This window comes from Alteromonas sp. DYW1, assembly GCF_059752595.1.
Genome location: NZ_CM186038.1, coordinates 858818 through 879642, shown reverse-complemented (window position 1 = coordinate 879642; position 20825 = coordinate 858818). Strand labels below are relative to the sequence as shown.

14 protein-coding genes are annotated in these 20825 nt (G+C 48.0%); 5 read left to right on the top strand and 9 right to left on the bottom strand.

What is annotated here, in order from left to right; all coding sequences use genetic code 11:
- Positions 1–2: 2 nt before the first annotated feature.
- The 4 genes from AC121Z_RS03970 to AC121Z_RS03955 are packed head-to-tail and all read right to left on the bottom strand — an operon-like array spanning position 3 to position 7645.
- Positions 3–2366 carry a GH36-type glycosyl hydrolase domain-containing protein gene (locus tag AC121Z_RS03970; protein WP_498128143.1) on the bottom strand — a complete coding sequence of 788 codons (2364 nt, stop codon included), beginning with the start codon at positions 2364–2366 and terminating at the stop codon, positions 3–5.
- 5 nt (positions 2367–2371) lie between these two features.
- Positions 2372–3724 carry an MFS transporter gene (locus tag AC121Z_RS03965; protein WP_498126858.1) on the bottom strand — a complete coding sequence of 451 codons (1353 nt, stop codon included), beginning with the start codon at positions 3722–3724 and terminating at the stop codon, positions 2372–2374.
- Entirely contained in the window at positions 3724–6366 is a 2643-nt protein-coding gene (locus tag AC121Z_RS03960; RefSeq protein WP_498126856.1) for a glycoside hydrolase family 3 protein, read from the bottom strand. The genes AC121Z_RS03965 and AC121Z_RS03960 overlap by 1 nt, the downstream gene beginning before the upstream one ends.
- 40 nt (positions 6367–6406) lie before the next feature.
- The gene (locus AC121Z_RS03955; protein WP_498126855.1) at positions 6407–7645 is read right to left on the bottom strand and encodes a sugar MFS transporter; all 1239 of its coding nucleotides are present in this window, start codon (positions 7643–7645) and stop codon (positions 6407–6409) included.
- 425 nt (positions 7646–8070) lie between these two features.
- Here AC121Z_RS03955 and AC121Z_RS03950 point away from each other — a divergent pair, with 425 nt between their 5' ends.
- The gene (locus AC121Z_RS03950; protein ID WP_498126854.1) at positions 8071–9075 is read left to right on the top strand and encodes a LacI family DNA-binding transcriptional regulator; all 1005 of its coding nucleotides are present in this window, start codon (positions 8071–8073) and stop codon (positions 9073–9075) included.
- Here AC121Z_RS03950 and AC121Z_RS03945 read toward each other — a convergent pair.
- Positions 9072–9575 carry a CreA family protein gene (locus AC121Z_RS03945; RefSeq protein WP_498126853.1) on the bottom strand — a complete coding sequence of 168 codons (504 nt, stop codon included), beginning with the start codon at positions 9573–9575 and terminating at the stop codon, positions 9072–9074. The genes AC121Z_RS03950 and AC121Z_RS03945 overlap by 4 nt on opposite strands.
- 161 nt (positions 9576–9736) lie before the next feature.
- Here AC121Z_RS03945 and AC121Z_RS03940 point away from each other — a divergent pair, with 161 nt between their 5' ends.
- A complete protein-coding gene (locus tag AC121Z_RS03940; protein WP_498126852.1) occupies positions 9737–11419 on the top strand; it encodes an ATP-binding protein in 1683 nt (560 codons plus the stop codon).
- Positions 11420–11450: 31 nt separating this feature from the next.
- On the opposite strand, the gene hutH is transcribed toward AC121Z_RS03940, so the two are convergent.
- Genes hutH through hutC form a run of 3 tightly spaced genes read right to left on the bottom strand, consistent with a single transcriptional unit; the run spans position 11451 to position 15378 of the window.
- Complete coding sequence (hutH, locus tag AC121Z_RS03935) at positions 11451–12974, bottom strand: histidine ammonia-lyase (protein ID WP_498126851.1); 1524 nt, start codon at positions 12972–12974, stop codon at positions 11451–11453.
- Positions 12974–14650, bottom strand: a complete 1677-nt coding sequence (hutU, locus tag AC121Z_RS03930; protein ID WP_498126849.1) for a urocanate hydratase — start codon at positions 14648–14650, stop codon at positions 12974–12976. Before hutU ends, hutH begins: the two co-directional genes overlap by 1 nt.
- Positions 14647–15378 carry a histidine utilization transcriptional repressor HutC gene (hutC, locus tag AC121Z_RS03925; RefSeq protein ID WP_498126847.1) on the bottom strand — a complete coding sequence of 244 codons (732 nt, stop codon included), beginning with the start codon at positions 15376–15378 and terminating at the stop codon, positions 14647–14649. The genes hutU and hutC overlap by 4 nt, the downstream gene beginning before the upstream one ends.
- 146 nt (positions 15379–15524) lie before the next feature.
- Between hutC and hutI the strand changes: the two genes are divergently transcribed.
- Positions 15525–16685 (top strand): imidazolonepropionase, encoded by a 1161-nt coding sequence (gene hutI, locus AC121Z_RS03920; RefSeq protein WP_498126845.1) that lies wholly within the window; start codon positions 15525–15527, stop codon positions 16683–16685.
- Positions 16678–17619, top strand: coding sequence for a formimidoylglutamase (gene hutG, locus AC121Z_RS03915; RefSeq protein WP_498126844.1), 942 nt, complete (start codon positions 16678–16680; stop codon positions 17617–17619). The genes hutI and hutG overlap by 8 nt, the downstream gene beginning before the upstream one ends.
- A gap of 106 nt (positions 17620–17725) precedes the next feature.
- Here the strand turns inward: hutG and AC121Z_RS03910 are convergent, their stop codons facing one another.
- Entirely contained in the window at positions 17726–18454 is a 729-nt protein-coding gene (locus tag AC121Z_RS03910) for a PepSY domain-containing protein (RefSeq protein WP_498126842.1), read from the bottom strand.
- A gap of 164 nt (positions 18455–18618) precedes the next feature.
- Here AC121Z_RS03910 and AC121Z_RS03905 point away from each other — a divergent pair, with 164 nt between their 5' ends.
- Entirely contained in the window at positions 18619–20730 is a 2112-nt protein-coding gene (locus AC121Z_RS03905) for a methyl-accepting chemotaxis protein (protein WP_498126840.1), read from the top strand.
- Positions 20731–20825 lie beyond the last annotated feature (95 nt).

Below are 20825 nucleotides of genomic sequence, written 5' to 3'. Positions count from 1 at the left end.
TACTACGGTAACTTAACCGCAACTTGATATTGAGCACCGGGCGTAATGTTAGTGATCAGATTATCTTGCAAAACCTTCCCATTCAGCACCAGCTGGGTTACCTCGACTGCGTCCGAACGTTGAATATCAATATCAAACCGAGCACCTCTAAAACGGCGATGAATATTTGCCTGCTGCCACTGGCTTGGCAATTGCGGATCAATACGCAGTCCCTGACTCTCGCCGCGCACACCAAACAGCTGTTCAACAATAATACGGTATAACCAAGACGCCGTGCCGGTATTAAATAGTTGACTGGAGCGCCCTGCACTATCCGGCAACTGCTGATAGGCACCACGGAAATAATTTGGCACAAATACAGGGAGTTGCCCACAAGTAGTATAATGCTGCTCGGTGATTAACATCTGCTCGATAAGCGCAAACGCCTTGTCCGCCTCGCGTAATTGGTACAAGGCAAAAATATAGAATGCCGCAGCATGATTGTATACCGCACCGTTTTCTGCCACGCCTGGGTACTTTTGCGTTAAGCGACCAATGTCTTCAACCATCTGAGTGTAGGCTGGTGCAAGCATTTGTACCCCAAAAGGCGTCATCAACCGCGCTTCGACTGCGTGAAGTAATTTGTGCGTTTGCTCAGGTGTAACGATTTCAGCAAGGATCGACCAACTTTGCGGATTCAGATAAATTTGTCCCTCTACGCATTGGCCGGTACCGAATGGTCGACCACCATCAGTGATACCTCGAATAAACCAATCTCCATCCCAGCATTGACGCTGGATACATTGACCTAGTTCGTGGCTCTTTTCCCGCCAGTAACCGGTATCTTCGGACAACTCAAGCTGGTTACACACCTCTGCCCAAAGATTCAGCGCATAAACGCACGCCATACTGAGCCAAGCTGACACGCCTTCCCCCTTGTATCCAACCATGTTCATGGGATCGCACCAGTCGCCTTGGGCAATCAACAGCAGGCCATTTTTTCCCTGTTGCTGCAGCAACCACCGCAATGCCCGGTTAATATGGACATATACCGGATGACTACTGTCATCGTCCGCGAAACTGACCGTTTGCTGTAACAGCGCATAATCATTGGTTTCATCAAGGTAGGCAGCAAGACATACCACCAGCCATACACAATGATCGGTATGCGGAATTTGATTGATATACTTTAACTTCGCCTCTGGATATAAACGAATGCCATCAGGCATTTCACCGTTACTTTTCTGCTGTGCTAAGGCGAATAACAAAGCACGCCGGAAATCATTCGGCTTAATGTAGACCATCCCCATGTGATCTTGCAGATAGTTACGGGTTTGTGGATCTGTACTCAAACGATTAACATCACCATGGTAAAACACTTGCCGCGGTAACCACTGGTTGACATATTGGTCAAATACCGGTTGCGCGGTAGCAACGCGAATACACCCCTCACTGCTAGCAAGATAATTTGCATACGCTCGTTTCGCTTTATCCACGCCATCGTTAAGATAAAACAATGTTCTGCGTAATTCGCCAATATCCCCCACAGAATGAGCAGCACCGAAGGCAAAACTATGTTTTTGTTTACTTTCTGGGGCTAGCGTATGTCGAAATTGCATAATTGCACTGGCATTTTCGTACCTGCTGAGACGCTGACTCAACGTTGCCTCTGCAAGTGCACTCGGCCGTTGCAGTCCTCCTTCGCCTTCGAACTGCTGCGCATTCGTCGTCCAACTATCCGGATGGTATAAGGAAGTAAAAAAGGTAAGCTCTTTAAATTGTTTTTGCTGCCAATAATCCTCAACTTTCTGATAAGGCGTTACTTTATGCGCAACAACGGCACAGTATTTCTCATTGTATTCTGCAGACTGATTCATCCATGATTGATAGCCGATTGAAAAGTAGGGATAAATTGCAATATGCCGGGTATCACTACCGGTATTATGTACCTGTAATTGCCAAATTTCATAAGTGCCTAGCGCAGGTAAACTTAAGGTCAGTGTAAAGCGCAATGCTCGCCACTCAATCTCCCAACGAATGTCGCTTTGCCCTTGCGAAAACGTAAACGTATCGAAACTGGCGCGCACGGGTTCATAAGGCAAAGAGCACACGGCACCGGAGTCTAAATCTTTTACATAGAAAAAACGCCCCGGATGATGCGCATAATATTGTGGTTCGGGCTGCATGAAGGTCGTCGCCTCTAACATTGGGGCAGACGAATACTTTGCCGGCTCAGGTTGCATAAACTGACTCGTCGCGTAGCCACGACAACTCATTTGGATCATCATTTGTGGATTCCACAAAAAGCCACTTGCCGCGAGTAGCGCTGTAGGCGAATGTAGGTTGACTCTACCATGCTTAAAATCATGGGTAATGAGAGGCTTCATCACATCTATTGCCCTTGCACAAGCCGTCGCTGATGCAGGTCACTTTGAACTTGCTCCAGTGCACTAGCATCTAGGCTATACCAGCGTATACAGCCTACCGCGAGAAATGCAAATAATGCTGGAATGAGCGTCATCAACAAGACAATGCCTTGTTCTGAGGCATTTGACTGCACAGCATTTGCAACGTAGCCCATACTCGCAAGAAGCCAGCCAATCATGGCGCCCGCAATCGCACCCCCCAATTTCTGTGAAAAGGCTGCGGCCGAGAAAACCATCGCCGTCGCTCTGCGTCCATGTTGCCATTCAGCATAATCAGCAGTATCAGCATACATTGAGAAGACCAAGGGTGATTTAGGGCCAAGGCAAAATCCAATAGCCATTTGCATGATAAACATCAAGCCCACCTGGTCACGTGGAATAAAGTAAAAACCGACGGAGAGGACTGCCACTATGAGCATGAGCAACATTAATAATCGTTTCTTGTCCAACCAACGGGTCAACAAGGGAGTCATCGCCGCACCTGTGGCCAGCGCAATCAAATAGGCGCCACTAAATGCACCGATTAGGTCTTCACGGCCAACATAGTATTTGAAGTAAAATGTCCCTGTACTGCCGCGCAGCGTTATGGTCAGCATTATGATCAAGGCGAGTGAAAACAGAACTAACCAAGGCTTATTGTGAAGCAGATCCAGAACATCCTGACGGATAGAGGTTGACTGTGCAGGTGGCGGTTGGATGCGCTCTCGCGTTGTCATAAAAGTAATAACAAACAAACCGGCAGCTACCATACCATAGACAGCCATCGTTAATTGCCAACCTAACGCAGTGTTGCCGCCACCGAAAACAACCACTAATTCTGGCGTCAGATAGGCCACTAATGTACCGCCACTAAAGGCGCCAATAAACCGGAAGCTGGTTAATGTGGTGCGCTGCTGACTATCAGCGGTCACCACTCCTAAAAGGGCTCCATATGGCACATTAATAAAGGTGTAGGCCAACATCATCAATATATAAGTCGCATAGGCCCAAACTAATTTACCCCCCTCTCCTAGGTCGGGCACGGTAAACGTGAGCACCCCAGCAGTAACGATGGGCAAAATCCCCCACAATAAGTAGGGCCTAAACTTACCCCAGCGTGTCTTAGTGCGATCAGCCAGAGCGCCCATCAACGGATCCGAGAATGCATCGATCAAGCGCGTGACAAGCATCATCGAGCCGACCGCAGCAGGACTTAAACCAAACACATCGGTGTAAAAGATAAATAAAAAAACGTCAAACACGCGCCAGTAAAAATTCGACGCCACATCACCACAGGCATAACCCAACTTCTCTTTAAGTGTTAGGGCTGCTTGCATCATCAGTTGGCCTCAGCGATCGGGCAATACAGGTCTGCATTATCTCGATTATTCGGCACCAGCCTAGCGTCTGCGAGCTGAAGAGTAAGTTCCCCGGTAGTTTCAACGGCCAGCAATGATGCAATGCGACTTAAATCAACGTTGTTTTGGACTAAACACTGCAAATCAATTACTAAGGTATGCCACTCTTGAGCTGACGCTTCACTTAGCCGCTCTGTTACATCAATACTATTGCCACACTGAGATTCACAACGCATGCCAAGGAAAACTGCAGCATTCGGTGGCACAACTACTTTCCATTGAATATTAAGGGTTGAATTAGCCTCTTGATAACCCCTTAAATCAACCACAAAGTTATCCGCAATTGCATAGAGCCCTTGCTCTGAGCCATTGAAAGTAAGTAATACGGTATCTTCTTGAACCTGCCAATCCTTGGTGCGAATACTGACACTGGCATTACTTTCTGCGCTACTGGCAACGCGATCTGTGCCCTTGCTGTCGCCAATAACGTTATGGAATGGTGCCCGGATCCCACCTGCAAACATTACGTATTCACGCAATTCGTCGGCCCCTGTTGCACTTTCTTCCGGTAAGCGATCAGGTAAAACATTGCTATCGCCAAACTGCAATCCAAAACCATAGGGTAATAATGGAAGAGATTGAGTTGTCGTTGAACTCTGTTGCGTAGGGATTGGCCAGACTAGAGCAAAGTCATCCCGCTGCATGCCCTTAGGCAAATAGGGTGATTGATAATCGCCTCGATTGATTACGGCTTGGGTGGCCGATATCGGCCATGAGAAGCTTAGACGGCCAGTAAAATCATATTGAACCTGGTCGTTTGCATCGCGCAACAATACATCAGCGATCCCTTGGCCCTCACTCCCTGGCAACCAAGCGGCAACGAAAGCATCAGACTGATTCAATTCGGCATTGACCCACAGCGGCCTGCCGCTAATGAAGACCGAAACCACGGGAATACCAGCGGCTTTAAGCTTTTTTAATAACGCAAGATCTGTTTTGCGACCGCGCTGATATTCTAAGTTGTCAAGGTCGCCATGCCCTTCGGCGTATGGCTCTTCACCAAATACCACGATAGCAACATCAGGCTGCTGTGAGTAATCGCCGTTTGCACTTAATTCTATACTGCCACCCGCCGCTTCAATTTGGGCTTTGAGACCTGCATATATCGACGTACCGCCTGGAAAGTCACTGTTGTTGTTGCCGGTACCCTGCCAAGTGATGGTCCAGCCGCCTGATTGTTTACCTATATTGTCTGCCGCGTCGCCCGCCACCAATACATTCAAGCGCGGCGATAATGGCAGTAAAGCATTTTTATTTTTCAGTAGCACTAAGGATTGACGCACCGCACGGCGAGCTATCTCGCGATGCGCTTGTGCACCAATCAACTCCATTTTTCCACTTAGGCTTCGCTCAGCAGGGCGAGGTTTATCAAATAAGCCTGCACGTACTTTAACGCGCAGAATACGCCGCACTGCATCGTCAATCCGACTCATGGGAATGATGCCGGATTCAACTTGCGCAATGGTGTTTTCATACAAAGGTTTCCAGGCATCCGTGGGCACCATAAATATATCTAACCCTGCGTTAATAGATTGGGGACAGCTTGCATTGGTGCAACCGGCAACCTGACCATGCCCATTCCAGTCACCGACCACAAAGCCATCAAAACCCATGCGCTCTTTTAAAACATCTGTGAGCAAATACCGATGACCATGGATTTTCTCTCCCTGCCAGCTGTTAAACGACGCCATCACTGACTGCGCTCCAGCTTGCAGTCCGCCGACATAGCCCTGAGCATGAATGGCAAATAACTCTTCTTCAGTTGATAAATTATTACCCTGATCGTCACCGCCTTCAGTTCCGCCATCGCCCACAAAGTGCTTGACTGTGCTAATTACCCGCTCATCGCCTAACAAATCACCATCAGCGTGGCCTTGTAAACCTTGTACAATTGCGGCTGCATATTCGCGCACAATTTCCGGATCCTCGGAATAACCTTCATAGGTTCTACCCCAGCGATCATCTCTGACAACCGCAACCGTCGGTGCAAACACCCAATCAATGCCCGTCGCCATAACTTCTTTGGCGGTAGCATGCGCGATTTCCTCAATTAAGGCAGGGTCATGCGCTGCACCCAGACCAATATTGTGTGGAAACAATGTAGCCCCAATTACGTTATTGTGCCCATGCACTGCATCTGTGCCCCACATGGTTGGAATACGACTGCCATCCAAAGAGTCATCGATCGAAGCCATATACATCGCGTCAGCAAGATCTATCCAATCCTGCACTGTGGCATGCTTATTCTGAGCAGGAAACGAGCCACCTCCATTGAGATAGGAGCCAAAACCATATCGCCGCATATCATCGACTGTGATATCCCGAATCTCTGGCTGGATCATTTGAGCCACTTTTTGTGGCAAGGTCATTTCAGCAATCAGGCTATCCACGCGAGCTTCTATTGCTGGATCATGCTTTACCGCAATATCAAGTCGAGGCCAGAAATCGGCAACAGGCTTTGCAGGGCTGGTTTGTGCCACTTGATCATCTGACGTCTCTGGCGCTTGACTGCAACTAGCAAGCAAAAATAGTGGCGCGATGATGATGAAGAGAGACCTATGCATGAAAAATTCCTTGTGTTTACTTGGTGACCAATGTTTGGAGTTATTGCGGGCGACTACCGGAGACGCCATAAAAGGCGATATAAAGGTAACACAATACGGGCGCGATAAATGCGAGTTGCAGACCGATGGCGTCGGCTAGCACACCTTGCACTACGGGAATAAGAGCGCCGCCGACAATAGCTAAACACAACAAACCTGAGGCTTGACCAGTGAGGCTGCCAAGTTGCTGTAAAGCAAGACTAAATATCGTTGGAAACATGATAGAGTTACATAACCCTACCGCCAAAATCGCCCACATTGCGGTGGTACCGGAACTATTTATCGCCACCAAGAGCAATACTACTGCCGCAACGGCATTGAACGCGAGCACCGTGTTACCAGCAATACGTTGCATTATCACAGCACCAATAAACCGGCCCACCATAGCACCGCCCCAATAGTAGGCGATGTAGCTCGCCGCTTTCGCTTCAGTAAATCCCGCCACATCGGGTTGCATAATAAAGTTCACCAGAAAACTACCAATTGCGACTTCAGCCCCTACATAGGTAAATATAGCGATAGCACCTAAAGTCAGATGACGATGCTCGAGCAAGTTTTCACCAACGCGGCTAGTTAACTTTGTTGCTGCTGTTTTAACCTCTGGCAAATTAATTCTGGCAAAGATTACCGCCAGCACAGCGAGTGCACCGGCCAATATTAAATAAGGGACTTTCACTGCGTCACTACCGCTATCGATGCTGGCTGGCTCATGCCCGGAAAAAATCAACCAAGCGCCAAAAAACGGCGCAACTGTCGTGCCTAGTGAGTTAAATGCTTGCGTCATGGTCAACCGCGATGAAGCGGTCTGTGCAGGCCCTAAAACTGTCACATAGGGATTCGCGGCAACCTGCAGTACAGTAATTCCAGCCGCCAGCACAAATAGTGCCGCCAAAAATAGTCCGTAAAGTTCAAGTTGCGCCGCTGGATAGAACAATAAACAGCCACACGCCGCTACCGTTAATCCCAATACGATCCCTTTCTGATAGCCAATTGCACTGACTAACTTGCCAGCAGGTAGTGACACAATGAAGTATGCGCCAAAAAAACAGAATTGGATCAACATAGCCTGTGTATAGCTCAAGTCAAAAGCCGCTTTGAGATAAGGAATGAGGATGTCATTTAAGCAGGTAATAAAGCCCCACATAAAAAACAAAATCGTCAGAATAACGAGCGGTGCCACCGACTGTGAGGAAGGTGAACCTGAAAACTCGGGATTAACGGTTGAAGGACTTATTGCCATAGTAACTTTCCACGTGTAGTTCAGCTTGCTTGGTTACGCGCTAACAAACCACTGGCAACTTCTGAATTGTAATAACCAATCTAGGGTGACTTGGATAATATTCATGAATATCCGGTCTCTTAAACAGCTCAATTGAAAGCGCTTACAAATAGGTTTTAACATGCAGTTAACTTTCTTGCAAGAATAATTGTAAGCGCTTCCAAGTGCGCGGGTAAAATGGTTTAATAAAGCGAAAAAACCACTGCCCCGCAATTGCTTTAGTAAAAAAGCATGGCAATGCAACTCGCAGATCTTTGAGACACACGGCTTTGCTCCAACTATACGGGGGTTGATGTCATGCCGACTGCGAATGAAGGAGCGCACATACTAGCGCAATACCTAAAGTGTGGTAGAGTTTACCTTGTCTTCAAATAGGCTAAATTTGCATGGCAACGATTTACGAAGTATCCAAGCTTGCTGGCGTCTCGCTTGCAACGGTCTCTCGCGTTATGAATGACAACGCGAAGGTTAGTGAAAAAACCCGCAATAAAGTCCTTGCGGCAATAGAAGAGTTAGGTTACCGGCCCAATTCGATTGCCCAATCGCTGGCATCTAATCGCAGTAATAGTATTGGTCTTTTAGTCACCGAACTGCACGGCTCTTTTTTTGGTGAGATGATGAGTGCAATTGAAGCTGTTTTGCGTGCCGCAGGAAAACACGTCATCGTTACGCCAGGGCATGCGAATGCAGAGAAAGAGAAAGATGGTCTCGAGTTTCTGATTTCACGCAAGTGTGATGCGTTGATTTTACACGCCGAGGCAGTTTCGGATGAGTACTTACGCGAACTTAGTCAAGGCAGCGTACCTATTGTGCTAGTTAACCGCTATGTTGAGGGCTTAAGTGAAAACTGTATAACCCTGAACAATGAGTTAGGTGGCTACATTTCAGCGAAGGCCATGATTGATATGGGTCATACTCGCATCGCCTATATTGCCGGTCCTGAGGCAAAAGCAGACGCCAACGAACGTCTCGAAGGTCATAAGCGCGCGCTACGTTCACACGGCATTGATTTTGATGAAGACCTCTTCTACCGCGGGGATTACAAAGTTTCAGGGGGCGAGATGGGGCTTAAAGCCTTGCTCGCAAAAAATAAACCCTTTACTGCATTGGTTTGTTGTAACGATGAGATGGCATCCGGTGCAATGACCTATGCGCGTGAGCACAACTTAACCATCCCGGACGATCTTTCAGTCATTGGTTTTGATAATGTGATCTTTGCTACCCATGTATACCCTAAGCTTACGACGGTGAATAATCCCGTAGCAGAAATGGGCAGTATGGCTGCCCGTTGGGTATTAAAAAACGTGTATGGACGTTCGCATTTACAAGTTCAACACCTCTTCCTTCCACAACTCGTTCAACGTGATTCGATTCGCAATATCGCCGACTAATTGGTTGGTGTTATCGTAGTTGTGGATAGCGGTTCGCGATAGGCTTGCGTGCCCCACAAGGGCACCGTTGATAGGCTGTGCTTAAAACTGCCTGAGGTTTCTTTGGTGCTGTAGGAGACATACATCAGGGTTTGTGACGAAGGGTCGAAAATGCGGCGTACTTTCATGTTTTTGAAGAAAATACTCTTAGATTTTGTAAACACGATCTCACCCGAATCAGACCGATCGATGCTAGCCAGCATAGCCGCAGTAATCTCGCCGGTTTGGCGACACGCAATAGAGCTATCCGAGGGGTCGGATAGATCCAGATTCGCTTCAATACTTGAGATATGGCAGGTGACTCCCGGTATCTTCGGATCAGTTAATGCGTCAATCTTGATGTCTTTGGTGGTAAACACACCCAGACTTACATCACCCACTTCGCTATCACTGCAGCCCGTAAGCGACAATACTAACAATGTCAGCATTCCAAGGTATGTTTTACAGCGTATCAATTTCATTTCACTGTTCTCCGTTTGATAGATATTTTGTCAACTAACAGGCTTATTCTTAATACGTTATCCTATTAACCCAATCGCCTCCACTAGCAAAACCAAAGCAATTTGTATTCAAGCACCGTTAGGGCGATACTCTGCTTACCGCAGTAGATAAGTAATGTGACATGTATACCGAGGCCGAACAGTTAAAACACGCCTACATCACCGCAATGGTTAAGGCATTAATGTTACTGCTGTTGCCGATTATCTTGTTGACCCTCTACTTTAATTTAGTTGCAGCAGTCCGCCCACAGGTCGTCATCGTACAATTGCTCATGTTTTGCGCGATGTTTTTGCTTTATCACTGCCGCAATCGGCTATCTTCGCAAACCCTTGCACTCGCCTTTAGTTGTTTATTGATGCTCGTTGGATGGGTCAATTGTTATGTGAATCAAAGCATTGCCTATGCGGGTATTGCGTTAATGGTGAGTGCCTTTGCTATCGCAGTATACAATACGCAATGGGTGCGATGGAGCGTGCTAGTAGTTACCCAAGTTGGATTACTTACCAGTTACGCAATGGCCTTTAATTTTGATTTCGCTCTCGGACCCAGTCGCTGGTTGCTCGTAACCTTGGTTGGCCAGGTGGTCGTGCTTCAAGGTATGCAGTTTTTGTTTACTAAAGTAGAACAATTCTTTGCCATTGAGCACCAACTCCGACTGGATTCAGAAGCTGCGTTGAAAGAAAAATCCCGCTTTTTGGCTAACATGAGTCATGAAATTCGCACCCCGATTGCAGGCGTCAGTGGTTTATTACAAACCATTGACCTGTCGAATTTAGCGCCACAACAGTGCGAAAATCTAAAGTTGGCCCAGCAAAGTGCGACGTTGCTAGCGCAGATCGTCGACGATATTCTAGACTATTCCAAGATTGAAGCCGGCAAATTGAGGTTAACTCAATCGACCTTCGAACTCACTGAATGCTTTGCACAAATGGTACAACTGTTTGAGCCAATGTATGCCAAACAAGGCAATACCTTGGTTTTACAGACTGATTGGTCAAACCCTGTTTGGGTCAGCGCAGATCAAACGCGCTTACAACAGATCCTGCTTAATTTACTCAGTAACGCGAATAAGTTTACCGAGCAAGGTCAAGTCACCATCACGGCTCACCTTAGCGAGAATGCGAATGACTGCAGTTTAAACTGTCAGATCAAAGATACCGGAATTGGGATAGCAGAAAACGACCTTGATAAGTTGTTTCGCCCATTCCAGCAACTGGATGACAGCAGCCGCAAAAGAAATGCGGGGACGGGCCTTGGATTGTTGATTTGTCGAGAACTAATAACTTTGATGAAAGGAACGATAGCTGTCCGCAGTGAACTTGGTGAAGGAACAGAATTTACCTTTACCCTTCCCCTAGAGCGTGTTGCAGAAAGAAGCGAACTAGGTGCAGATGACATTGCTGCTGATATTACTGACTGCCAGGTTCTAGTGGCTGAAGATAACGCAATTAATCAACTGGTAGTCGAAGACATGTTGGCAAATCTCGGGGCCAAAGTCATCACGGTTGAAAATGGTCAAAAGGTGCTTGAACTTTTGTCACAAAAGACGAGGCAGGAAATCGACCTGATCTTAATGGACTGCCAGATGCCGGTTATGGATGGATACGAAACCAGTCAAAAAATCCGCGCAGGCCAATGCGGGCCTTGGCAAGATATCCCAATTATAGCGTTGACAGCCAATGCTTTAGATGGTGATAGGGATGCCTGTTTTGCTGCTGGCATGACCGATTATCTGACTAAACCCGTCGACAAGTCCAAACTCGCACGCGTAATCGGGCAGTATTATTCACGCAAGAGTGCCTAATAGCCCCAGTCATTGACTGAGGCTCCTGTACTTAACTCAATAATGATAGCTGTGTAGCATCCATCAATTCATGCCTCTTGATCAATTGCTTAGCGGCCTCTATATCAGGGGCGAAATAACGATCCTGGGCATAAAAATCAACCTTACTTCTCAGCAACCCATGCAAAGTTTGTAAGTGCTCACTTGTCTTTAATGGCTTGCGGAAATCTAGCCCTTGGCAAGCAGCCAGCCATTCGATTGCAAGGATCCCTGCAACATTGTCGAAAATGTCGCGTAAACGACGTCCGGCGAACGTTGCCATGGAGACATGATCTTCTTGATTCGCCGATGTTGGCAACGAATCAATCGATGCTGGATGCGCAAGGGTTTTGTTCTCACTCGCTAGCGCCGCACAGGTGACTTGCGCAATCATAAAGCCAGAATTTACCCCACCGTTATCCACTAAAAATGGGGGTAACCCGCTCAGATGCGTATCAATCATGAGCGACATTCGACGCTCTGCGATGGCCCCAATTTCGGCTAACGCAATCGCTAGCATATCAGCGGCCATAGCAACCGCCTCGGCATGAAAATTCCCACCCGATAAAATATCACCACTCTCAGCGAACACTAACGGATTGTCGCTTACACCATTGGCCTCGGTGACTAATACTTCAGCTGCAAATCGCATTTGCTGCAAACTTGCTCCCATAACCTGCGGCTGGCAACGCAGTGAATAAGGGTCTTGGACTTTCTCGCAGCCTTGATGAGAATCACCTATGCTTGAAGACCCGAGCATCTGGCGAAATGCCGCGGCTACATCGGCTTGACTCTGATGCCCACGCACTGCATGAATGCGCTCATCGAAAGGCACCCGTGAGCCTAAAGCAGCATCAACGGTTAATGCTCCTATACCGATCCCGCTGTATAGCGCGTTTTCTGCATAAAACAATCCTTGCAACGCAAATGCCGTTGAGGCTTGAGTACCGTTAAGTAAGGCTAAACCTTCTTTAGGGGCAAGAGTAATTGGGGCTAAACCGGCGATTTTCAGCGCTTGTTCTGCATTGATCCGTTGACCGCGATGAAACGCTTCCCCCTCACCCAGCAATACGGCACTCATATGTGCCAATGGCGCAAGGTCCCCGCTTGCGCCGACTGAGCCTTTTTCTGGAATTGCAGGATAAACTTCAGCATTATACAAGCGGATTAACGCTTCGATTACATTCAGACGAATACCCGAAAACCCGCGCGCCAATGAATTGATTTTTAGCAACATGAGTAAACGCACAGTATCGGGTTGCATGAAATCCCCCGTGCCTGCGGCATGTGAAAGCACAATACTGCGTTGCAGGAGTTCCAATTCTGTAACATCAATTCGGGTGTTCGCTAGCAGCCCAAAACCCGTGTTAATACCGTAGACAGTGCGCCCTTGTTGGATAACATCAAGTACCGTTTGCTCGGCCGCACGAATGGCACCATGAGCAGTTTCAGTCAATTGCAGCGGTATATGCTGACGATGTACTGTGCGTAATTGCTCTAACGTTAAGGTGCCAGGTTCGAGAATGAGAGGTTGCATTACTCGTTCCCTCCTTTAAGCATCGGTAAATCCAGTTTGTGGTCACGCGCGCACTGTTGCGCAATTTCGTAACCTGCATCCGCATGTCGCATAACCCCAGTCGCTGGGTCATTATGTAACACGCGAGCAATCCTAGCATCAGCCTCTGCGCTACCATCACAGACAATCACTACACCGCTGTGTTGACTAAAACCCATACCGACACCACCACCATGATGTAAGCTAACCCAAGTAGCGCCACCGGCAGTATTTAATAATGCGTTTAGTAGCGGCCAATCCGACACCGCATCCGAGCCGTCCAACATTGCCTCGGTCTCGCGATTCGGTGACGCAACTGAGCCTGAATCTAAATGATCGCGTCCAATCACCACCGGCGCGCTGAGCTCGCCATCACGCACCATTTGGTTAAACGCCAGACCCAATTTTTGCCTTTCTCCTAAACCAACCCAGCAGATCCGCGCAGGTAGTCCCTGAAACTGAATACGCTCTTTGGCCATATCCAGCCAATTGTGCAGGTGCGGATTATCGGGGATTAGCTCTTTTACCTTGGCGTCAGTTTTATAGATATCCTCAGGATCACCCGACAATGCAGCCCAGCGAAACGGACCAATCCCTTGGCAGAATAACGGACGAATGTAAGCTGGTACGAATCCCGGAAAATCAAAGGCATTACTCACCCCTTCTTCCAAGGCCATCTGACGAATATTATTGCCATAGTCCAACGTGGCTGCGCCAGCTGCCTGCAAACCCAACATGGCTTTTACTTGGAGCGCCATCGACTGTTTAGCGGCATTTACCACCGCGGCTTCATCTTTAGCCCGCATTTCAGCCGCGTACGCTAAGCTCCAGTTTTGCGGCAGATATCCATTAAGCGGATCGTGCGCGCTGGTTTGGTCGGTAACCACGTCGGGGATCACATTACGTTCTAACAAGGCAGGAAAAACATCCGCCGCATTGCCGAGTAAACCTACTGAGATAGGCGAGTTTTCGGCTTTAGCCGCGCTCAGCAGAGCCAGTGCTTCATCAATCGATTTGGCTTTCTTGTCGAGATAACCGGTTTTGATGCGAAAGTCGATACGGCTTTCATCCACTTCAACAGCTAACATTGAGAAACCGGCCATCGTTGCTGCAAGCGGTTGAGCGCCCCCCATACCACCAAGACCGCCGGTCAATATCCAACGACCTTGCGCAGCGCCATCAAAGTGGGCCTTGGCCACACTGACAAAGGTTTCATAGGTGCCCTGCACGATCCCTTGTGAACCGATGTAGATCCATGATCCCGCGGTCATTTGCCCATACATCATCAACCCTTGCTTATCGAGTTCATTAAAGTGTTCCCAATTAGCCCAATGCGGCACCAAATTAGAGTTGGCTATCAACACACGTGGTGCATTCTCATGGGTTGGAAATACCCCAACCGGCTTGCCTGACTGAACCAACAGTGTTTCATCATTATTGAGGCGCTTGAGCACTTCTACGATTTTGTCAAAGCATTCCCAATCACGCGCCGCACGGCCAATGCCACCATAAACCACCAGGTTTTTCGGGTGCTCGGCGACGTCTGGATCGAGATTGTTCATCAGCATGCGCAGTGGTGCTTCCGTCAGCCAGCTTTTTGCAGTTAAGGTTGTGCCACGTGGGGCGCGAATTTCACGGGAAGGATCAAAACGGTTCATGTTTTCTCCACGGTAGGGGTTATTTTTGTTTGAAAATCTAAATGACCACCCAGGCGATAGCGTTTACCCGGGTGATACAGCAATGCATGACTAACCACGCCTTTGGCTGAATAGGTTCGCCGCGCGATCTTTAAGCAAGGCTCGGTCTCTTGGATATGCAACGCAGCAGCAATGTCTGCGTTTGGTAACATAGCTTCTACGCTGTGATCAGCTTGAGTCAGGGGAGCGACCTGATTAAGATAATAATTTGCGGTCTGCTTGGAAAAGTCGAGGGACAAATAATCTGGCGCCCAACGCGGATTGACCCAGCGCTCTTCATATTGCACCGGTAAGCCATTCTCAAGATGCACTATCACGCTATGAAAGGCAGTATGCCCGCGTGGAATATCGAGAACATTAGCAATTACGTCGTTTACGGATACTTCGCTAAGTACCTGGATTTCATTGCTATACTGATGACCCCGTTGTTCAATTTCATCACGTATACTCCGAATTTCGAGCATTGAGCTCATTGGCCGATGGTCCGCCACAAAGGTACCAAGGCCCTGCGACCGCATCAAAATACCTTCATCTACAAGTTCGCTGAGGGCCCGACGCGCAGTCATGCGACTGACTCCATGCTGTTGAGCTAATTGATTTTCTGAGGGAACCTGCTCACCTGAGGCCATTGTGCCTCGCTCGATGGCATCCACTAAAGAAGCTTTAATTGCAATATATCGGGGCTGCATGCTAGCGCAACTTTACAGTTAATGAGGTTGCTCATACTACTTGTATATACAAGTATAGACAAGTAGACTGCAAGAATATGGAACCCGCGCTTGACTCATGTGTTATGAATTACGATGCCATTATTATAAATGCTAGGATCGCGTCTATGACCGAGAGCGGTCTGCCTTATGGCGAGCTTCAAGCGTCAACACTCGCGATAAAAGATGGCTGTATCGCTGCACTCTGTTCTGCTGATACCCCAATCTCTGCCCCTGAAATTTTTGATGCCCAAGGACAATGGCTACTGCCGGGATTAATTGACTGTCATACCCACATTGTTTTTGGCGGTGATCGCGCGCAAGAGTTTGCTCAGCGCTTGCAAGGAGTGTCATATAAAACCATTGCTGAGCAAGGCGGTGGGATCATGCGCACCGTTAACGATACTCGCGCAGCAACTCCCGAGAGCCTGCTGGAAAGTGCCAAAAAACGCGCACGTCGATTATGTGAGGAAGGGGTAACCACCCTTGAAGTTAAATCTGGATATGGACTGGATGAAACCACAGAACTTAGAATGCTTAAGGTTGCTAACGCGCTTGCTGCTGAACTACCACTGTCCATCATAGCGACTTATCTTGGCGCACACGCCTTACCGCCTGAATATAAAGACCGTGCCGACGACTACATCACCTTTGTCTGCGACCACATGATCCCCAAGGTCGCTGCTGAGAATTTGGCTGATGCTGTGGATGTATTCTGTGAATCAATCGGGTTCTCAACGGCGCAAACTGAACAAGTATTTAAAGCAGCGCAACAACATGGACTTAAGATCAAAGCCCACGTTGAACAATTAAGCGATCAGAAAGGTGCAATATTGGCCGCGCGCTACCAAGCAATGTCGGTCGATCACATCGAATACTTAGCCACAACGGATATAGCAGCGTTGGCAGCAAGCGGCACTGTTGCCGTGTTGTTACCCGGTGCTTATTATTATCTCAACGAGACACGTAAGCCGCCAATTCAAGCTCTGCGGGAGCATGATGTACCGCTGGCAGTCGCGACGGATTTTAATCCTGGCAGTTCACCCGTCGCCTCGCTTTTAACGGCTCTCAACATGGCTTGTGTCTTATTTGGCCTGACTCCGGAAGAAGCCCTACAAGGGGCCACCATCAATGCTGCCCGTGCGCTTGGTTTATCAGACCGTGGCATCATTGCTGTTGGACAACGTGCTGACTTAACCCTGTGGGAGATCAACACCCCCGCTGAATTGGCCTATAGCATTAATGGTATTCGTCCATCCAATATTTGGTTTGGAGGCAAACGTGTTTAATTGGCAAGGTCGAGTTGACAGTGAAGATGGGGATTTAGGGCTACGTTGGCATCAAAAAGTACAAAAGCCTGCATCTAAATTCGCACAAAGTGCAGCATTGGTGGGTTTCTGTTGTGACCTTGGTGTTGCTGCCAACAAGGGCCGGATGGGCGCCGCTCGGGGACCCGATAGCCTAAGAAGCGCATTAGCCAACTTACCTTGGCACTGGGCAGCCAACCTGAATGATTATGGCAATACGCTAGCAGATGAACAGCTTGAACAAGCTCAACAGCGTTATGGCCAGCAAATCAAAACCGCGCTCGAGCAGCATGATTTTGTGATCGGACTAGGCGGCGGACATGAAATCGCATGGGGTAGCTATCAAGGCCTAACCGCGTCGCTCGCCTCATCAGCACAAAGCAAGATCGGGATCATCAACTTTGATGCCCATTTCGACTTACGCCGGCCGGCGCCGGCGACTAGCTCCGGTACTCCCTTTAGACAAATTGCAGAACATCAAGCCAAGAGCAATCAAGCATTTCATTATGCCTGTATCGGGGTTTCTCGAGCAGCAAACACGCCGGCCTTATTTGACTATGCCAAAGCCTCTGGTACACACTATCTGCTAGATAAAGACTGCTCAATAGATGCGGCCAAAAACTTCCTAACGCCGTTTTTGGCAGACATTGACCAACTCTACCTCACCATTTGCTTAGATGCCTTCCCTGCGGCCGATGCCCCTGGCGTTAGCGCGCCTAGTGCTTTAGGGATCGAGCCCCAAATGGTGATTGCAATCCTGCACTGGATCGCACAACAACGCGAGCATTTAGGTTTCACTTGGAAGCTGGCAGATATAGCAGAACTGAACCCTAATTTCGACATTGACAACCGCACCGCTAAACTAGCCGCGCGGTTGGCTTTTGAAATGTTTGATGCGGTATTATCAACAAATTAAATAGCAAGGCGCACATCAGCGTGCACCACAGGACCTAACTGCTCCCCTAACCCATAACGCAGACTTTACGAGTAGGACGTTGGAGCGAAATGTGAATGGACATTACTCATAATCTTCGTGTACGCCGCAAATAACCACGTTTGGCCCATGAAAACACTAAGACCATCCCTGTCACGGTAAAAAAGAGCGCAATCACTGCACTGATAATAAGCAGTGGATTATTAAAATCATCACGGGTTTCATAATCCATGATGTGGAGCATCCAAAAGATATCGAATAAGCGCCACAAATCGCTACGTACCTTTAACACTTCGGCGGTCATTGGATGCAAATAGAAAGTCGTATTCAACCAATCATCAAAGTCAGCACGATAAATCGGGTGAGCAATACCTGAAGCCTCACTGGGAATATCGGTAAGAAGAGCAATTTGTGCTAAATCTCCGTTGCCGGCATACCGCCGCTGGGCCTCTGCCGCGACGAGGGCTTCGCTGAGCGGAGGCAGTACCTGCCACTGTTGGTCATCTTTAAGGCTTAAGTAGGTTTCATTGCCACTAAAATCAACGGCTTTTACCACCGACTGGTCAAGACGCTTGACCCAGAGTAGTGACGAATATTGCGTTATATCCAATGGCTCGATAGGCCCAGCGTTCACCACATTCTTTTCGGCGTTGCTTGTCGTAACGATTGGCCCACTGGTATCGGAGTGAAGCAACGGCTTACCATGTACCCATTCCAAAGGCACTGCACTCATATACAAGCCCCCGGCAATCCAAAGTAGTACTTGAATACCAATGATGACTCCAATCCATTGGTGAAGCGCACGCCAACGCCGCATATCTAGATTCCTTGACTGGGTAACAGTTGGAATACGCCTTCTACCAATAACAAATTAATTTGGACTGGTAGAGATAGGTGAATTGCAACTATCGGAAATTGTTCTATAAACAAAGAGTACATTAGTGACAGTAGGTTGAAAACCTGCATTACTCGGAGTTCATTATGCAATTCACAACTTTGTCCATTCGCCTACAAATGTCGCTCTATTTCATCGGTATCGTGACCGGCCTGGGGATCCTCTATAGCCTGCTCGCTATCAACAGCTTGACGACGTTTTCACAACAACAAGTACGACTGAATGAAACCAAACTTAAAAGTTCGGTTGTTGAGTCCATGCAAGATGCGGGTCGCTTAGCCTCTAATAAAATTACCGAACTGATCACGGAGAGCTTTGTACCAGCCATTAGTCTTGCCGAAACCCTAGCCCAAACCGCCCATCCAAAGACTCCCTTAGCTCGAGAAACAGTCATGACCATGACCCGGGCTAGCCTTCAGTCAAGTGAGACGATCAGCGCTATGTACACTCAGTTTGAGCCTAATGGTTATGACAACAACGATCAACAGTGGCGCAATACGCCGAGCCACTCGACCCCAATAGGCACTTTAGAAATTTATTATGTAAAAGAAGATGGCCGCACTGTGCTTTATCCCGTGGACGACCCAAATGAAAAGTATCTTGATGAGATGGATGAAAACGGCATTCGCGAAGCAGAATGGTTTCTGTGTAGCCGTGATAGTCGCGCTAACTGTGCATTAGACCCTTATTTATATGAGATTGAGGAGGGCTACGAGGAGCTCATGACAACCCTATCAGCGCCAATAATCGTTAATGGTAGTTTTCGCGGGATCGTTGGCGTTGATATCAACTTACCTATCGTCCAGCAATGGGTCCAGGAGCAAAGTGCTGCACTGTTTGATGGGGAATCCAATATTACCCTTGTTAGTCAACGTAACTTATTGATTGCCTCAACGGAATATCAGTCATCCCTTGCAAAACCTTTACGCACGGTGAATGCAACCTTGCATGAACAACTGGCCCAAAACAAAGACTTCTTTCAAATCAATGAGCAATGGTTTGTACGGGTACCGGTTAACATTCGCCAAGCCGATACGACATGGACTGTACTGGTAAGCGTGCCCGAAAAAGTTGCCTTAGCGACAGTCAATGAAATGAAACAAAACGCGAGCGATAGCCTGTACGGGACGGTTGGGCAACTATTAATTTTTTCTCTATTATCACTAGGGGCTGCTTTTGCGATTGCCTTTCTGTTAACACGTTCGATCACCAACCCAATCCGCCGTGTCGCTGACTCAGTTGCCGAATTGGCCGACAAAGAAGGCGACCTGACGCAAACCGTAGACATCAAAAAGCATCGAGAGCTCATCAATCTTGCTGATGGCTTCAATCGATTTGTCAAGAAACTCGCCGAGATGATCAGTGTATCAAAGCAGAACGCAGGTGAATTGGCCCAGCAATTTGAAGGACTACAAACAATTTCAAACTTAGTTGAGCAAGATACCCAATCACAGCAACATCAACTGGATAATGTGGCGACCGCAGTTACTCAAATGGCAGCCGCCGCGACCGAAGTTGCGTCAATCGCTAAAAGTACTGCCAATGGCAGTGCCCGGGCAACTTCGCTCTTAGCAGAAACGCAGGAAATACTGCAAGAAAGTGTTGATAGCGTTGCTGCCTTGGCTCAGGCGATCAATCAATCCTCACAACAAGTTAGCCAGGTGGCAAGCAGAAGTGCCGAAATCACCAGTATTGTGGGCACAATCCAGGCCATTGCAGAACAAACTAATCTACTGGCCTTAAATGCCGCAATCGAAGCTGCTCGTGCTGGTGAGCAAGGCCGTGGGTTTGCGGTTGTCGCGGATGAAGTTAGAAATTTAGCAGCGCGAACACAAACATCGACCCAAGAAATTTCCTCTCTCATTGAAAATCTGCAAACAGATGTCGGCGCCGCCGTTAGTTTGCTTGAGAATACGCACGGGTCAGTGTCTGGAACCGTTGAGAAAACCCAAAGCAGCTTTACCCGACTAAATGAAACCTTAAGCAGTGTCAATGAGATCAGTCAAAGCGCAGAACAAGTATCCAGCGCAGCACAAGAACAAAGTGTTGTGTCTGAGGATATCAATAAACGTTTAGTACTAGTTTCGGATAGTAGTAAGCAGTTAGCAGACTTGGGGAACCAACTAAAAGATAAAAGCATTCAGTCTAAGGCATTGATCATCGCGGTCGAAGATCAACTGAATCGATTAAAAGTCTAAACGCCGATTAGAAGGTTTTAGCGATCAACAACACGACACCGGTGTCTGCTATGGCACAGTCGAAGAAATCCCTGCTGTGTAGCGCTAACGCAAAC